10 protein-coding genes and 3 pseudogenes are annotated in these 15,593 nt (G+C 71.0%); 6 read left to right on the top strand and 7 right to left on the bottom strand.

Annotated features, from left to right (window positions below; translation table 11 throughout):
• Positions 1–345: 345 nt before the first annotated feature.
• Together ACFU7Y_RS23050 and ACFU7Y_RS23055 are read right to left on the bottom strand one after the other, a co-directional pair.
• Positions 346–555, bottom strand: a complete 210-nt coding sequence (locus tag ACFU7Y_RS23050) for a hypothetical protein (protein ID WP_224282359.1) — start codon at positions 553–555, stop codon at positions 346–348.
• A gap of 567 nt (positions 556–1,122) precedes the next feature.
• The gene (locus tag ACFU7Y_RS23055; protein ID WP_380769514.1) at positions 1,123–1,599 is read right to left on the bottom strand and encodes a hypothetical protein; all 477 of its coding nucleotides are present in this window, start codon (positions 1,597–1,599) and stop codon (positions 1,123–1,125) included.
• Between the two features lie 406 nt (positions 1,600–2,005).
• On the opposite strand from ACFU7Y_RS23055, the gene ACFU7Y_RS23060 reads away from it, so the two are divergent.
• The 5 genes and pseudogenes from ACFU7Y_RS23060 to ACFU7Y_RS23080 form a co-directional block, all read left to right on the top strand.
• On the top strand, positions 2,006–2,977 hold the full coding sequence (locus ACFU7Y_RS23060; protein ID WP_224282361.1) for a DUF5996 family protein: 972 nt from the start codon (positions 2,006–2,008) through the stop codon (positions 2,975–2,977).
• A 7-nt stretch (positions 2,978–2,984) separates the two neighbouring features.
• A pseudogene (locus ACFU7Y_RS23065) lies at positions 2,985–3,302 on the top strand (transposase); the annotation flags it as partial.
• 866 nt (positions 3,303–4,168) lie between these two features.
• Positions 4,169–4,360: a hypothetical protein gene (locus ACFU7Y_RS23070; protein ID WP_380769515.1), complete on the top strand. Its 192-nt coding sequence runs from the start codon at positions 4,169–4,171 to the stop codon at positions 4,358–4,360.
• Positions 4,287–5,075: pseudogene (locus ACFU7Y_RS23075) on the top strand (IS701 family transposase); the annotation flags it as partial. The gene ACFU7Y_RS23070 and the pseudogene ACFU7Y_RS23075, both read left to right, overlap by 74 nt.
• A gap of 135 nt (positions 5,076–5,210) precedes the next feature.
• Positions 5,211–5,726 (top strand): annotated as a pseudogene (locus ACFU7Y_RS23080) (ATP-binding protein); the annotation flags it as partial.
• 100 nt (positions 5,727–5,826) lie between these two features.
• Here the strand turns inward: ACFU7Y_RS23080 and ACFU7Y_RS23085 are convergent.
• The 4 genes from ACFU7Y_RS23085 to ACFU7Y_RS23100 form a co-directional block, all read right to left on the bottom strand.
• The gene (locus ACFU7Y_RS23085) at positions 5,827–6,759 is read right to left on the bottom strand and encodes a TIGR03619 family F420-dependent LLM class oxidoreductase (protein WP_380769516.1); all 933 of its coding nucleotides are present in this window, start codon (positions 6,757–6,759) and stop codon (positions 5,827–5,829) included.
• 232 nt (positions 6,760–6,991) lie between these two features.
• Entirely contained in the window at positions 6,992–8,053 is a 1,062-nt protein-coding gene (locus ACFU7Y_RS23090; RefSeq protein WP_224282364.1) for a beta-propeller fold lactonase family protein, read from the bottom strand.
• 77 nt (positions 8,054–8,130) lie between these two features.
• On the bottom strand, positions 8,131–9,351 hold the full coding sequence (locus ACFU7Y_RS23095) for a Dyp-type peroxidase (protein ID WP_380769517.1): 1,221 nt from the start codon (positions 9,349–9,351) through the stop codon (positions 8,131–8,133).
• A gap of 180 nt (positions 9,352–9,531) precedes the next feature.
• Entirely contained in the window at positions 9,532–10,728 is a 1,197-nt protein-coding gene (locus tag ACFU7Y_RS23100) for a helix-turn-helix domain-containing protein (protein ID WP_380769518.1), read from the bottom strand.
• 57 nt (positions 10,729–10,785) lie between these two features.
• On the opposite strand from ACFU7Y_RS23100, the gene car reads away from it, so the two are divergent.
• Positions 10,786–14,301: a carboxylic acid reductase gene (gene car, locus ACFU7Y_RS23105; RefSeq protein ID WP_380769519.1), complete on the top strand. Its 3,516-nt coding sequence runs from the start codon at positions 10,786–10,788 to the stop codon at positions 14,299–14,301.
• Between the two features lie 168 nt (positions 14,302–14,469).
• Here car and ACFU7Y_RS23110 read toward each other — a convergent pair whose 3' ends face one another.
• Positions 14,470–14,970 carry a helix-turn-helix domain-containing protein gene (locus ACFU7Y_RS23110; RefSeq protein ID WP_224284239.1) on the bottom strand — a complete coding sequence of 167 codons (501 nt, stop codon included), beginning with the start codon at positions 14,968–14,970 and terminating at the stop codon, positions 14,470–14,472.
• Positions 14,971–15,593: the final 623 nt, after the last annotated feature.

The following is a 15,593-nucleotide window of genomic DNA, read 5'->3' on the forward strand; positions in this document are numbered from 1 at the left end:
AGCGGCCCGCACGGCCTCCAGACGTCCGGTGACAGCGCTCAACTCACTCTCCAGACGCTCCTGCTGCTCCTGGAGCGCGGGAAGCTCGCGTTCCAGCAGGGCGATGGTGGACTCGACGCCGTCACGCGTCTCAAATGTGGTGGTCATACCTACCTCGCTCATGGTTTCCGGATCCGACCGCCGCAGATGCGGTGGCACCCGACACCCGCCGACTTTACGGCCTGGACCCGCCGTGGTCGGGCGCCGCCGGCCGCGCGAACGCCCGGCTCAGCAACCCCTGCTCGCTCCCCGGACCGCCGAAACCGGGCACCGGGCAGTGCGGCACCGCACTGCCTGCGGGCCCGGCTACAGCCGCTGCTCCGGGCTGGAGGTGGCCGGCGCCCCGATGCCGCCGGTCACCAGCGCGTACGCATGGGCCAGCTCCACCAGAGCACGGTGGTGCTGCCCGCTGTACCGGTCCAGGGCGCGGGTCTCCGCGCTGATCGCCCTCAGCAGCTCGGTGCGCGCTTCGGCCTCCACCGAGAACTCTGGGGCCGAAGACTCATTCGACGTCATTACGCCTCCTTGCACAGTCCCACCCGGCGGCTCGATGCCAGCCACCAAAGCCGCCCCGACGACTCCATACTGCTCTCGGCGAGGGAAAATGCGCGCGTCGCATTCGTCGGGTCCGTGCGCTCTGGACACACCCCACCCTGCTGAACCTCCGACGCGCCCAGCCGCTGTAGCGGACGAACAGGACGGCAACGCTTCGGCAAGCATCCCAGCGGGCACCGACACCGTGGGCCTGAACAGGGGCCGGCCCGCAGTCCGCTCGGGGGTTCGAACGACGGGCCGGCCGCTTCCAGCGTGCGGGTGCGCGGGCCGGTCGCGCACCCGCGGCTACGCCAGTGCGGCAACGGTCAGGGCTTGCGGTTGAGCAGCAGGGCCAGGAGGGTGCGGGCCTCGCGTCGGCGGGCGGGGGTGGGGGCGGCGATGGCGGTGAGCGCGAGGACGGTGAGGGTGGCCAGGTAGCGGGCGGCCGGCGGTGGTGGCCAGGGCGAGGATTGCGGGGGCGTGGGTGGGCATGAGGGTCTCCTGGCTTTTGGTGCGGGGCCGGGCCCGCGCGGTGCGGGCCCGGCCGGGTCAGTGGGCGGCCAGTTCCTGGAGCTGGTGGGCGATGTCGCCGGTGGGCAGGCTGAACGGCCCGCACATCTCGTTGTTGGTGGCGGGCAGGCCGTCGATGGCCTCGCGCAGTGCGTGGTCCGGGCTCGGCAGGCCGGTGGCGTCGGGCATCGGCCGGGCCATGAGCGCGGCCAGGTGCGGGTAGCCGAGCACGTCCGGCATGGCGGGCGGCGGGGGTGCCGGGGCGTCTTCGTCCAGGCGGGCGGCCTGGTGGAACCAGTGCTCCGCGTCGCGCAGCTCACCCATCCGGATGTGGTGCAGGTAGAGGCAGTAGGCGGCAGTGAGGTTCCCTGCTCCGACGGCAAACTGCCACCACCACTGGGCGTCGTAGGGTAGGCCCGTGAGGTCGAGCAGGCAGCCGAAGACCAGGCCGCCGCGCGGCTCCCAGCGCGTCACAAGACCGTCCAGCCAGGTGTAGGCGTCCGGCTCGTTGATCACGAACTTGGCCAGGGCCTTCAGGTCCCGGCCGGCGTAGAGGGGGCCGACCGGACCAGCGGGGCAAGCCGTGGCACGGGAAGTGCGGGGGCCGCGGTTGCCCGGCGGGCGGCCAGCAGGGCCGCTGGGGTTGGTCCGGGGCGGTGTCAGGAGGTGTCGCCCTGCCGGTCCCAGCGGCGCGGGTCGGTGGGGCGGGGTTCGTAGTGGGCGCGGCCGCCGCGCGCCCTGGGCCCAGCATGTCGGTCGGACGCCCGGCGCCACCGAGCGGGCAGGACCCTGACCTGCGTGTGAGAATTGGGTACTGGATCGCAGTTCGGTGTCCGAGGCCCGCCCAACGCTGCATGGGGGAGCGGGCACGGCACCTGACGTCTCCTCCCGCTGATCCCATCGATACGCTGGGAGACTCTCTGTGAGCGAACCTGTCAATGCATGGCCGATGCTGGTCTATGAGGACCTGGCGCCCATGGTTGACTACGTGAACCGGGTGATACAGGTCGCAGGCAAGTACACCCTCGACGAACCCTTCGAAGTCGGCTGGGGAAACATCGTCCTCGATGTCACCCCCCGGGGGCTCAGTACGCCAACCCTTCGGCAGCGGGGCGTGACCTTCACGGTGCACTACAACCTGCTCGACGGTGGCGTGGTCATCGAGGCCGACAATGGCTCGCGGACGGTGCCATTGTCCAAGGGATCAGTCGCCATGTTCTATGCGTCCTTCTGCGATGCGGCAGACGAGCTCGGCATACACCGACCGCGCAGCTCGTTGATCTGCGAGATTCCGGATGCCCCGCCGCGCTTCGAGGACGATCACGTCGAACGTACCTGGGACGGCGACGCGGCCCGGCTGATCTGGACAGCATTGAACCTCGCCGCTGACGGGCTCGAGGCGTGGCAGGCCCCCTTCCTGGGATACCGCCCCCGGGTCGGTGTGATGTGGGGCGGCTTCGACCTGTCCGCCACGCGTTACCGGGCGCAGCCCACCGTGCCGACGCCCCACCAGCCGCCGTTCATGCAGAACGCGCAGCTCGACGCGTACGTGTCGGTGGGATTCTCCTTCGGGGATGCCAAGGCGCCGAACGTCGGCATGTACGCGTACATCTGGCCCCAGCCGGACGGTCTCGGGGACCGGTCCTGGGGTGTTGAGGGCGCCGCCTGGCATCCCGACGCCGGTCTGGTTCGTCTGCCATGGGCCAAGCTCAGGGAGACAGCGGACCCGCACCAGGCCATTGTGGCGTTCGGTGACGCCGTCTACGATGCCGCCGTCGAGACGGCCGGCTGGCCGTCCGACCTCGTCGGACCCCGCGTCGAGGGTTGGTACATGAGCAGGACACGCCCGCGCTCGTCCGGTACCAGCACAGCTGACTCAGGTCGAGATTCCTGACTCGGAAGACCCGCATCAGGTCCTGCTGCTGCCGCCGTCGCTGGACGACTGGCTGCCCGAGGGCCACCTGGCCGGGTTCGTCGCGGACCTGGTCGACGAGATACTCGACCTGGGACCGGTCCTGGCGGACTACGCTGAGAAGCGCGGCTACCCGCCCTACGACCCGCGGCTGATGGTGCGGCTGCTGATCTACGGCTACACCACCGGCATCCGCTCCTCGAGGGCGATCGAGCGCAAGTGCGCCGACGACGTCGCGTTCCGCCTCCTGGCCGCCGACCAAGCCCCGGACTTCCGCTCCATCGCCCGGTTCCGCCGCCGCCACCTGGTCTCGGGCGGTCCCCCGCCGCCTCCTGGCGGGCCGGTCAGAGGTTCTGCAGGTAGGCGAGCTGGACGGTGCGGGCGGCCTGTTCGGGGGTGTGTTGTGGAGCATCGCTTCCTGGACGGCCTGGTCGCCGATGAAGTAGTTCTCGTACACGGCCACCCACCGGTCGTCGAGGCCGGGCAGGCCGCGCTCGACCCAGCCGACCTGGTGGCCCTCGCCCAGAACGAGGTAGACGTCGGGGTTGATGGTCCATCCGGCCAACGTCCAGAAGTCGCCGAACAGCCCGTGGTCCAGGGCGACGGAGACGTCGGTGATCGGCAGGCGGCGCAGCATGGGGTCGGTGGGGACGGTGCCCTCGGCGACCGGTGGCGCGGTTGCCGGGGCGGGGCTGGGCGCGGACTGCTGGGTCAGGCGGCGGTCCACCGGCTCGCGCAGCTTGTCCCCGCTTTCCGCCGCTCCACAGACCAAGCCTGTCGGGTGTCCCGGTATGCGGCAGGCCCACCCCGGGCAGGCTGGTTGGGTTGCCCGGCCGACGTCCGGCCAGCTGCTAGAGGAAAGGGGAAACCCATGAGGCACCGGTGCGAACGGGACCGACCGTCGGGCGCAGGCCGACCGGCTGGCGCGCAGCGCCGACGAGCGAACCGGGGACTACCTCACGGAGGCGACCGGGGAGGGCCTGGCCGCCGTCGCCCACGCCCTACTCGGGAGCCTGCCCAGCCGCAGGAGCCCGCAGGTGTGGCTGGCAGTGCGCACCGACACGGCGTCTGCGGGGGTCATGCAGGTGCGCAGCGACCGGATCACCGCGGCCCAGGTGCGCGCGGGGGACGAGAAGTTCGCGCTGGTGGCTTTGATCGCCAGAACCAGAACTCGTGAACAGAACCACGCTGGAGGTCTTCCTCGACGGCCACGGCCCGGGCGGGCAGTGGTTCGTCGTGACCGAGGGCACCGGGGAGTGGTTCGAGCTGAACGCCGACGAGGCGCTGCTCAGCCGGCGAGGACTGCCCGGACGGGATGCAACGGCTGCTGAACTCGGCCGACTGGAACGCCGACGCCGTCCGTGACGATGTGCGGGACTTCGTCGTGGAGACCATCGGCGCCAAGAACGCGGTGCTGATCGGCGACGACACCGGCTTCCTGAAGAAGGGCTCGCGGTCGGCCGGGGTCCAGCGCCAGTACACGGGGACTGCGGGGCGGACGGATAACTCCCGGATCGGCATGTTCCTGGCCTACGCCTCGGCGAAGGGCCGCGCGTTGATCGACCGGGAACTGTACCTGCCGGCATCGTGGACGGACGACCGCGAGCGCTGCCGGGCGGCCGGCGTGCCCGACGAGGTGCCGTTCGCGACGAAGAACGAGCACTTCCGCTGGATGCTGCAGCGTGCGATCGACGCCGGGGTGCCGTTCGCGTGGGTGACCGCGGACGAGGCCTACGGGCAGGTCAAGCGCCTGCGGGTCTGGCTGGAGCAACGCGGCGTCGGGTATGTGCTGGCCACCAGGGTCAACGACACCGTGATCACCGTGGGGTGGCGTGAGGTCCGGGTCGACGAGTTGGTCGCCACGCTGCCGCGGCAGGCCTGGAAGCGCCTGTCCGGCGGCAAGGGCTCCCACGGCGAGCGGGTCTGCGACTGGGCCCGGGTGGCGATCCGACCGGTGTGGGAGGACGGCGTGGGGCACTGGGTTCTGGCCCGCCGCTCGGTCAGCGACCCGACCGAGATCGCCCATTACGTATGCTATGGCCCCGTAGTCACCCGGCTTAAAGACCTGGTCTCGATCGCCAGGCCGCAACTGCCCCCGAGATCCGTTCAACAAGTTGAGAGCCCTTGCCGCGCGGCGCCTCTGACAGCCCAACGGCCGGGTTCCCACATCGCGGCCTGACCAACAGCGCCGCTCCACCCGACCGCCGAGGAGCAACTGGCCGAGTCCGCCCTGCTGGACGCCGCCGAACGGCTGGCCGAACGCGCCCAGGCCGAGTCCTGGACCCACCCCGAATACCTGGTCGCCTGCCTGCAGCGTGAGGTCGCCGCCCGCGACAGTCACGGCGGAGAGGGCCGCATCCGTGCCGCCCGCTTCCCTGCCATCAAGACCCTCGAGGACCTCGACCTCGCCCACCTGCGCGGGCTGACGCGCCAGCAGCTCGCCCATCTGGGAACATTGGACTTCATAGCCGCCCGGGAGAACGCAATCTTTCTGGGCCCGCCCGGGACGGGCAAGACACACCTGGCCACCGGACTCGCCATCCGGGCCTGCCAGGCAGGACACAGGGTCGCCTTCGCCACCGCTGCCCAGTGGGTCGACTGCCTGGCCGCCGCCCACCACGCCGGCCGCCTCCAGGACGAACTCGTCAAGCTCGGCCGCTACCCGCTGATCGTGACCGATGAAGTCGGCTATATCCCTTTCGAATCCGAGGCTGCGAACCTGTTCTTCCAGCTGATCGCGTCCTCGCGGCCTTGCTTTACGACAGATTCGTACGGCGAGGGACGATCCCTGAGCCCGGATCCACCGAGTGAATCCCGATCGGGCCGGCTTCTCAGATCCCCGCGCTGCGGACCTCCGCATGAACCCGGGCTGCCAGATCGGCGAGTTCGCCGACATCCCGCGCGTTCGCCTGGAGGTCGAGCAGCACCTCGTCCGCCCCTGCGGCCGCATAGCCGGCCGTGTCCTGGACGATCTGCTCGACCGTGCCGACGAAGGACTGCCGCTCGGCATCGCGGACCGGGGCTTCGGTGATCCGGATGTTCGCCCTCGCGCAGATGCGAAGCGCGCTCGCATCGCGGCCGTACGACGCGGCGCGCTCTGTGATCTCACGCCACCGGGAGGCCAGTTGTCCGGGTGTCATGCCTGCCGGCAGCCAACCGTCGGCACGGCGGGCCACCCGGTCCAGGGCATTGCCGCCGGACGCCGCCAGGTAGACGGGGATGGGGTGCGCGGGCTTCGGCCCGACCTCGGCCTCGTTGATCACGGTGTGCCTGCCCTGGTACGACACGGGGTCCGGGCCCCACACCGCCGCACAGACATCCAGCAGTTCGTCCAGCACGGCTCCGCGCTCCTCGAAGGGGGCGAGCCCGGCGGCCGCGTACTCGTCCAGCGACCAGCCCGTCCCCAGTCCCGCGACCACGCGGCCGCCGCTCGCCGCATCCAGCGTCGCCAGGGCGCGGGCGAGCTGAAACGAACCGTGCAAGGGCGCGATCAGCACACTGCTGCCGAGCCGGGCCCGCTCGGTCGCCGCGGCGGCGAGTGAGAGGACCACCAGCGGATGGGCAACCGACCGGTAGGAGTCCGGCCAGGGCAGTCCTGGCACGTCGTACAGGCCCTGCCGCGGACGTTCGGGGAACAGCACCCGTTCGAAGACCCACAGGCTGTCGTAGCCGATCCGCTCCGCTGCTCGTGCCGCCTCCGCCGGAGCGTGCGCGAGGTCGTACCACTTCATCTGGGGCAGCCCGAATCCCAACCGAATCGCCATGGATCGATCCTGGCTTCCGGTGCTCCCAGCCGCAGCCGCTGTACCCCCGTCCGCAGGATCCGTGCCTGTCGGTGCCGAGTAGGGCGACCGTCGTTGCGGTCGTAGCGGCGGGGGTGAGGCCGCGGCGTTCGGCGGTGACGTCGAACCTGCCGACCGCCAGCCGAGGAGCCCGGCCGCCTCGGTGCTGGTGAGACACCGATCGACCCGGCTGCTGCGTGCGGCGACGCCGCGGTCAGGGACTCACCGCGACGCCGTAGGGGCTGGTACCGACCGTCACGGTTGCGGCGACCTTGAGGCTCTTGGGGTCGATGACCGCAAGGGTGCCCGCTCCCTGGTTCGTGAGGTAGACCGCGGCCGGGGTGACTGCCAGGTTGAACGGGTCGGTGCCCGGAGGACCCACGGCAACGGTCGCCGAGACGTGGTGGCTGTGGGTGTCGATCACGGATACCGTGCCCGGGCCGAGATTGGCGGCATAGGCCCTGGAACCGTCAGGTGCCAGCGCCACGTCGAAGGGGCCTTCGCCGACCGGGACCGTGGCGGTGACCGCCCCCGCGCGGACTCCCACGACGGACACGGTTGCCGCCGTCTCGTTGGCCACGTAGGCCGATTCGCCGTCCGGGGCGATGGCGACGCCCACCGGGGAGCGTCCGGCGGTCAGGTTCCGGACGACGCGCCGCGTCCGGGTGTCGAGGACCGACACGCTGTGGGACCCGCTGTTGGCGACGTAGGCCGTGGCGCCGTCGCGACTGATGGCGACGCGCACCGGGGAGACGCCGACCGGGACCGTCGCGGTCACCTGGTTGGTTCGGGTGTCGAGCACCGAGACACTGTCCGACCCGCCGTTGGCAACGTAGAGGTAGCCGCCGTCCGGGCTCAGGCCGACGCCAGTGGGGTTGTGCCCGACCGGCACGGTGGTGGCGATCTCGTTGGTACGGGTGTCGAGCACCGAGACCGTGGCCGATCCGTTGTCGGCGATGTACGCGTACCTGCCGTCGGGGGTGATCGCGATGCCTTCGGGCGCGTCGCCGGCCGGGACGGTCGCGACGACCTTGTTGGTGCCGGCGTCGATCACCGAGACCGTGTTGTCGAGCTGGTTGGTGACGTACACGTGGCCTCCGGCACCCGCAAGTGGGGCGGCGGAGGACGGCGGGGAGGACGCCGGGATGAGCCGTGCGGCGAGGAGACCGGAGACCAGCAGGAGCCCGACGCCGGCCCCCAGCGCTGGTCGGACCGCCTTTCTGCCCAGGTCGCGGTTGGTGGGGACTCGGAAACCAGAGGGGGTTCGGAAACGCATCTCGCCTCCTGGGTACTTCGCGGAACTTCGGTTCGCGGCCCGGACCGTCTGCCGTACGACCGGCCCGGAGGCGGCGGTCAGGTCAGCAGCCCGCGGGCGAAGTAGTCCTGGTCGTCGCGCACTCCTGGAAGGGCGAAGAAGTAGCCTCCGCCGCGCGGACTGATGTACGGCACGAGCGCCTCGGCTTCCAGCCGGGTCTGCATGGCGACGTAGGTGTCGAGTTCGCGCTGGAAACAGCAGAACAGGTGCCCGAGGTCTGGTTGGCCGTCCAGGCTGGGACTTCGCTCGTAGTCGTAGCTGCGGCGCAGGATGGTGCTGGTCGATGCGGTCTCCGGAGTCTGCGGGTTGGCGAGCCGGACATGGCAGTTCAGCGGGGTGATCAGTCCCTGCGGGTCGTTGGTGTAGACGGGATCGAACGTTTCCGGCGCGTCGTCCGAGACGGCGTACAGCGGAGCGCCGCTGATCTTTCGGCGGCCGAAGACCCGCTCCTGCTGGGCGACCGGCACCTTCTGCCAGGCATCGAGGAAGAAGTGGACGATGCGCAGCACCTGGTACGTCCCGCCTGCCGCCCATGCCGGCTCGTCGGTGCTGGGCTGCACCCAGACCACCTTGTCCAACTGGGCCGTGTTGGTGGTGTCGGGGTTGGCGATGCCGTCCTTGAACCCGAACCAGTCACGCGGAGTCCCGGTCGGGCGGGGCGGATTGCGCTGGCAGTGGAAGCTCCACCGCTGCTTCAGCATGCCCTTGGTGTGGGTCAGGATGTCGAGCATCGCGTGGACGGTGCTGTCGCGGTGACCGGCACACACCTGTAGCAACAGATCGCCGTGGCACAGTTCGGGGTCCAGGTCGTCGTGCAGGAACGGCTCCATCTGCTTGAGCTGGACGGGCTTGCGTGCCTGCAGTCCGTAGCGCGTGTCGAACAGGCTCGCACCGACGCCAAGGGTGATGGTGAGATCGTCCCGCACAACCCCGGGGCCCAGGATTCCGTTGTCCGCAGGCGGAGCGTCCGCGGACGCATCCGGATCCGTACGTCCCGAGGTCAGCGATCGGGCCCGGGCCGTCAACGCGCGGAACAGCTCGGTGAGTTCCGCGCGGTTCGTGGCCTTCACGTCGAAGGAGGCGAACGCGCCGACGGTCTGGGGCGGGGTGGCGATCCCCGCCTGGTGGTAGCCGTGAAACGGAATCAGGCTCCCGGTCGTCCGGTCGCTGCCGTCCCCTTCCTGGGCGATGGCTTCCCGGTTGCCCAGCAGGCTCCCGCCTGCCGCCCCGACCAGGCCGGCGGCTGCGCCCTGAAGCATCGACCGTCGCGCAAGGAGACCCGCGGGGCACCCTTCGTCATGCCGCCCGTCTGCCAGGGCAGCACCCCTCTCGTCACCCATGTTCTCTCTCCCGGATCGAGCACGGTGGTGTCCACCTGCAGCCTGGGCCGGTACCCTCGTCTGCCCGACACGGCGGTGATGACCGGTCAGGGGCCTTCGTCAGTATCCGGGCGGTGACTGGCCGCACCCCGGATGGTCGGAGAGCCGGGGACTCCTCGTGGACACGCCCGGACCGATGTCACTGACAGTGGCATACGACCACGGTCGATGCTCGCCTGCATCCCGGGCACGCCGTTCGGGTGCGGGGCCGACGCCGCAGGTGACGCTCCGAAGCGTCGACCTTTCAGGGGTCCAGTAGGGGTCCCGGGCGACCTGGGCGTGCTCCCACAGGGGCCGCCATGTCCGCATCGGCGTTGAGGGCGTCGACGACCTGGCCGATGACGGGCCAGTCGGGCAGGGAGGTGGCAGCCGTCTCCTCGCCGAGGAGGCCGGTGACGTCTCGCGGGCTGAGGGGCCCGTCGACCCGTTCGCAGACCAGGGCCGGGGCGGGCTGAAGGCGGCGAGGTGCAGGCCACGCAGGGCCGAGCGCAGGGTGGCGAGCGCTTCGGCGAACAGTTCGCTGTCGTTGCGGCGGATCGCGGGGGGCCGCGGGCGGGCTCCGTGAGCGGTCTGCCAGAGGATGCGCAGGTCGTCGGGGTTCGTGCCGCAGGCCTCGGCGATCGCGCGGGTGATGGGCCAGGACGGCATCTTGTGCCCCGACAGGACGCGGCAGACGAACGACGGGGAGACCCCTGCCGCCTGCGACAGGGCCCTGATGGTCGTGCCGGAGCTGCGCTGGAGGTGGGACAGTGTGCGGGACAGGCGGGCGGCGTCGCGATGGCCCGGTGGCGCGTCGCCCTCTGCGGTGTCGTCGCCTGCCTCGGCCGGGCCGACCTCCCGGGCCTGGCTCTCGACGGCTGCAGGATGGACGAGGGCGGGGGGGGCAGGGCGGCGTCGGCCGCGAGCCGGAAGGCCGGGCCGGCGTTGGCGGTGCGGCGGCCGCGGTTGCGGTTGCGGTTGCGGCGGCTGCGCCGGGATGCCCGCCCGCACACGGCCGGCGATCTCCGAGTAGCAGCCGGGAGCGGTCCTCGAAGCCGCCATCGTGCCGGCCCGTGCGGTGGTTGTCGTAGGGGGAGAGAAGCGCGTGACCAGGTGGCCGGCGCCCGGAGCTGGATCCGGACCGGCTGGTGGCGGGCGCTGAGGGTGCAGGCCGCAGTGTCGCCGCAGGCGGCGACCATCCTCGACGGATGGATTGCCCGCCAGATCTATGCGTCCTAGCATGGCAACGAGGGCATAAGTTTGGAAATCAAACCGCATCTGGAAAGATCAGCGATGAGACCTGCTTCGCGACCTCCGATCATTGACAGCGGTGGGATGACCGACACCCGGGAGAGCCGCCGTACCGCCGAGCTGTACGCCACCGACCAACAGGTTCGAGACGCCGCGCCGCTCCACGCCGTTGCCACGGCGATCCGGCGGCCGGGGCGGTCACTCGCCGCGATCGCGGCCGGGGTGATGGACGCCTACGCGGACCGGCCCGCGCTGGGTGAGCGGGCTCGGGAACCGTCCACCGACCCGGCGACCAGCCGCACGTCACTGCATCTGCTGCCGAGGTTCGACACGATCAGCTACGGCGAACTGTGGGCCCGGGTCGGCGCGGTTGCGTCCGAGTGGTACCACGACGAGCGGCATCCGTTGCGCCCGGGTGAGTTCGTCGGCGTTCTCGGCTTCACCAGCTGCGACTACGCGACGATCGACCTGGCGTGCGTCCGGCTCGGCGCGGTCAGCGTGCCGCTGCAGTCCAGCGCTTCGGTCGCCAGCCTCGCGCCGATCATCGCGGAGACCGGGCAGCGCCTGCTCGCCACCAGCGTCGAGCTGCTGGACACCGCTGTTGACCTCGTCGTGGACAGCCCGTCCGTGCGGCGGCTGGTCGTGTTCGACTACCACCCCGATGCCGATGAGGAGCGCGAGAAGTTCGAGGCCGCACGCGAGCGTCTCGCGGAGTCGGGCAGCCCGGTCGTGCTGGACCGGCTCGCGGCCGTGGTCGAGCGCGGACGGAGCCTGCCGGTCGCACCCGTGCCCGAGCCCGACCCGGACCGGCTGAGCCTGCTCGTCTACACCTCCGGTAGCACCGGCACGCCCAAGGGCGCCATGTACACCGATCGGCTGGTCGGCCGGATGTGGCAGGGGTGGCTCCCCGTCGACGACAAGCCGAGCATCGCCGTCAACTACCTGCCGCTGAGCCACATCGCCGGCCGGGTGGCGCTGCTCGACACGATGGCCCGCGGCGGCACGAGCTACTTCGTGGCGCGCAGCGACCTGTCCACCCTGTTCGAGGACATCGGCCTGATCCGCCCCACCGAGCTGCTGCTGGTGCCTCGTGTCTGCGACATGCTGTTCCAGCGCTACGCGAGCGGGCTGGACGGCGGGGCGAACGACGCGGAGGTCAAGGCACGGCTGCGTGAGGAGTTCCTCGGCGGCCGGCTGCTGTGGGCGGCGTTCGGAAGCGCGCCGCTGTCCGCCGAGATGGCGGCATTCGTCGAGTCGGTCATCGGCCTTCCGCTGCACGACGCCTACGGCTCGACCGAGGCGGGCGGAGTCATGCTGGACCACAAGGTGCGCCGGCCACCTGTGCTGGACTACAGGCTGGTGGACGTTCCCGAGCTGGGCTACTTCCGCACCGATACGCCGTACCCGCGCGGCGAGCTGCTGATCAGGTCGGAGACGGTCACTCCGGGCTATTACAAGCGGCCCGAGGTCACCGCCGAGTTCTTCGACGAGGACGGCTACTACCGCACCGGTGACATCATGGCCGAGATCGGACCGGACGAGCTGGTCTACGTCGACCGCAGCAAGAACGTGCTGAAGCTGGCGCAGGGCGAGTTCGTCGCGGTGTCCCGGGTGGAGGCCGCCTTCGCCACCAGCCCGCTGGTGCGGCAGATCTTCGTGTACGGCAACAGCGAGCGGGCCTACCTCCTCGCGGTGATCGTGCCCACCGAGGAAGCGCTGCGCGACGGCGGCGACCTCACGGCACGACTGCACGGGTCGCTCCAGCGGATCGCCACGGACGCCGGCCTGAACTCCTACGAGATCCCGCGCGACTTCCTCATCGAGACCGAGCCGTTCAGCACCGGGAACGGCCTGCTCTCCGAGGCGCACAAGCCGCTGCGACGCCGACTGACGGACCACTACGGCCAGCAGCTGGAGCAGCTGTACACCGAGCTGGCCAACCGGGAGACCGCCGAGCTGAGCGCGCTGCGTCACGCCGGCACGAAACAGCCGGTGCTCGACACGGTGCTGCAGGCCGCCCAGGCGGTGCTGGGCCGCGCAAGGGGCCCGGCGGATCCCCACGCGCACTTCAGCGACCTGGGCGGCGACTCACTGTCGGCGTTGACGTTCTCCGATCTGCTCGGGGAGATCTTCGACAGCGAGGTCCCGGTCGGTGCCGTCATCAGCCCCACCAACGACCTGGAGGCACTGGCCAAGCGCATCGAGACCGCCCTGAGGTCCGAGGGGAAGCGTCCCGCCTTCGCCACCGTGCACGGCGCCGGCGGCTCGCAGGTTCGGGCAGCGGACCTGACCCTCGACAAGTTCATCGACGCCCGGACCCTCGCCGCGGCCGTGACGCTGCCCGTCCCGAGCGGACCCGTGCGGACCGTGCTGCTGACCGGCGCCAACGGCTACCTCGGCCGGTTCCTGGCCCTGGAGTGGCTGGAGCGGCTGGCGCCCACGGGCGGCACGCTGGTCTGCGTCGTGCGGGGCAGCAGTGCCGAGGCCGCGCGCCGACGGCTCGAAGAGGCCTTCGACAGCGGCGACCCCGAGCTGGTCCACCGCTTCCGGCAGCTGGCCGCCGGCCACCTTGAGGTGCTGGCCGGCGACATCGGCGAACCCGACCTGGGCCTGGACGGGCCGACCTGGCAACGGCTGGCCGATACCGTCGACCGGATCGTCCACGCGGCCGCACTGGTCAACCACGTCCTGCCCTACGAGCAGCTGCTCGGCCCCAACGTGGTCGGCACCGCCGAGCTGATCCGGATGGCGATCACCGCCCGGATCAAGCCGGTCACCTACCTGTCGACGGTCGCGGTGATCACCTCCCAGGTGTCCTCGGCCGACGAGGACTCCGACATCAGGGCGACCAGCCCGGTGCGGCGGCTGGACGACGGCTACGCCAACGGGTACGCGACCAGCAAGTGGGCGAGCGAGGTGCTGCTGCGGGAAGCGCACGACCTTTGCGGCCTGCCGGTTGCCGCCTTCCGTGCGGACATGATCCTCGCGCACAGCAGGTACTCCGGACAGCTGAACGTGCCCGACATGTTCACCCGCCTGCTGTTCAGCCTGATCGCCACCGGAATCGCTCCCGGTTCGTTCTACCGCACCGGCGCCGCGGGCAACCGGCAGGCCGCGCACTACTCCGGGCTGCCCGTCGACTTCACCGCCGAAGCCGTCACCGCCCTCGGGGCGCAGGCCACCCGGGGCTACCAGACGTTCAACGTGCTCAATCCACACGCCGACGGCATCTCGCTGGACGTCTTCGTGGACTGGCTGAACGACGCCGGCTACCCGATCACGCGGATCGACGACTACGACCTGTGGTTCACCCGGTTCCGGACCGCCCTCCGGGCCATGCCGGACCAGCAGAAGCAGCACTCGCTGCTGCCCCTGCTGCACGCGTTCGCCCGGCCCGGCCAGGCCGTGGACGGCGCGGGCGCCCCGACCGACCGCTTCCGCGCCGCGGTGCAGGCGGCCGGGGTGGGGCCGGACAAGGACATTCCGCACCTGTCGGCCGGGCTGATCCGCAAGTACGTCAGCGACCTGCGCCGGCTGGGTCTGATCTCTGGACCCGGCAGTCCGGGCCCCGAGGAGAAACACCGCTCGCAGCAACTCTGACCGGCTTCCTGCCGATCGCACCGGACGGGCCCGCCTCAGCGCCTCGGTGACCAGGCGACCCGGTGACCGGGCACCCGAAAACGCACCCGGCGCCCCGGCCCGCTCAACCGGCCGGAGCGGGTTCAGCGAACCGGAGGTCCCGAGGCGGCCTGAGGGACTCGCCGCACCTCATCGCCCGGCGGAGGGCCGAGGCCCTGCCGGCGGACGCTCCGAGCCCGTCACCGGGCCGGTGAGATCCCACTGCGGCGCACTGGAGATCCGTTCGACGTCTTCTTCGCGTACGGGCTCGCCGCACGTCGCGCAGACGACCCGGTGGCGGATCGCATGGCCGTGATGTGCGACGGTGAGCGGGGGTTCCTCGACGGCCCACCTGTCTCCCCAGGCGCGCAGCGCCGACAGAACCGGCACCAGTTCCCGGCCCGCCTCGGTGAGATGGTAGTCGGATCGGGGAGGGCTCTTGCGGTACTCGCGCTGCTCCAGGACCCCTGCCGCCACCAGGCTCTTCAGGCGCGCGGCGAGCCGGTCCCGGGGGGCTCCGGTGTTGCGGGCGATCTCGCTGAACCTGTGGTTGCCGAACGTCACCTCGCGCACGGCCAAGAGCGCCCAGCGGTCTCCTACGACCGACAGCGCCGCGGCGATCGAGCAGGGCCGGCCGTTCTGGCTTTCCATACGTCAAGGTTTGCATATCAAACTGACGCCGTCCAGGGTTGCGACCGGGCGCGTCAACCCGCGACCGGCCCGTCGGCCCGCCGCCACAGGGTCGTGTCGGGCCGGGCATCGGAATCGCCTACCGCGCACCCCGGGGCTCGCATCCGCTCACCGGACGCCCGGTACCGGACCTCCGCCTGGCCGGGGAACCGGCCCGGCTGTACGAGGTGCTGCGGGAGGGCCGGTTCGTGCTGGTGGGCCGCGATGTCGCCACGTGGGTCATCAGTCGCCATGGGGTCGGTATGGCCGGCGTCGGTGTGCCTGGGTCCGGTGGGTGAGGCACTACGAGGTAGGACCCAGCTGTCGGGCAACGGGGCGTGGGGGATCAGTCCGGGCAGGGCCAGGGCTCGAAGATCCCTGCCGTCGGCTGCTTCGAGTTCGGCTGCGGCTCCTGCCGGGACAAAGCTCCAGCCCGCCTACAACCTGACCGTCAGCACCGTCCACACGTACTACGTCATCGCGGTGGCGGACGCCGGTGATGCGGACGGTCCGGCCGTCGGGGGTGCGCAGGGTGTCGCCCGCGGCGAGGGAGACGGCGTCGCGGGCGACACAGCAGTCCATGGGACGGCCCGCCGCCCGAAGGG

This window comes from Kitasatospora sp. NPDC057542, from assembly GCF_042801945.1.
Taxonomy (GTDB): Bacteria; Actinomycetota; Actinomycetes; order Streptomycetales; family Streptomycetaceae; genus Kitasatospora.

What these genes read in the sequence shown, in the direction of transcription:
- ACFU7Y_RS23095 (WP_380769517.1), bottom strand. Translation starts at nt 9,351, where the DNA reads ATGCTTCAGGGCGCAGCCGCCGGCCTGGTCGGGGCGGCAGGCGGGAGC.
- ACFU7Y_RS23110 (WP_224284239.1), bottom strand. Translation starts at nt 14,970, where the DNA reads ATGGAAAGCCAGAACGGCCGGCCCTGCTCGATCGCCGCGGCGCTGTCG.
- ACFU7Y_RS23090 (WP_224282364.1), bottom strand. Translation starts at nt 8,053, where the DNA reads ATGCGTTTCCGAACCCCCTCTGGTTTCCGAGTCCCCACCAACCGCGAC.
- car (WP_380769519.1), top strand. Translation starts at nt 10,786, where the DNA reads ATGACCGACACCCGGGAGAGCCGCCGTACCGCCGAGCTGTACGCCACC.
- ACFU7Y_RS23085 (WP_380769516.1), bottom strand. Translation starts at nt 6,759, where the DNA reads ATGGCGATTCGGTTGGGATTCGGGCTGCCCCAGATGAAGTGGTACGAC.
- ACFU7Y_RS23100 (WP_380769518.1), bottom strand. Translation starts at nt 10,728, where the DNA reads ATGCGGTTTGATTTCCAAACTTATGCCCTCGTTGCCATGCTAGGACGC.
- ACFU7Y_RS23050 (WP_224282359.1), bottom strand. Translation starts at nt 555, where the DNA reads ATGACGTCGAATGAGTCTTCGGCCCCAGAGTTCTCGGTGGAGGCCGAA.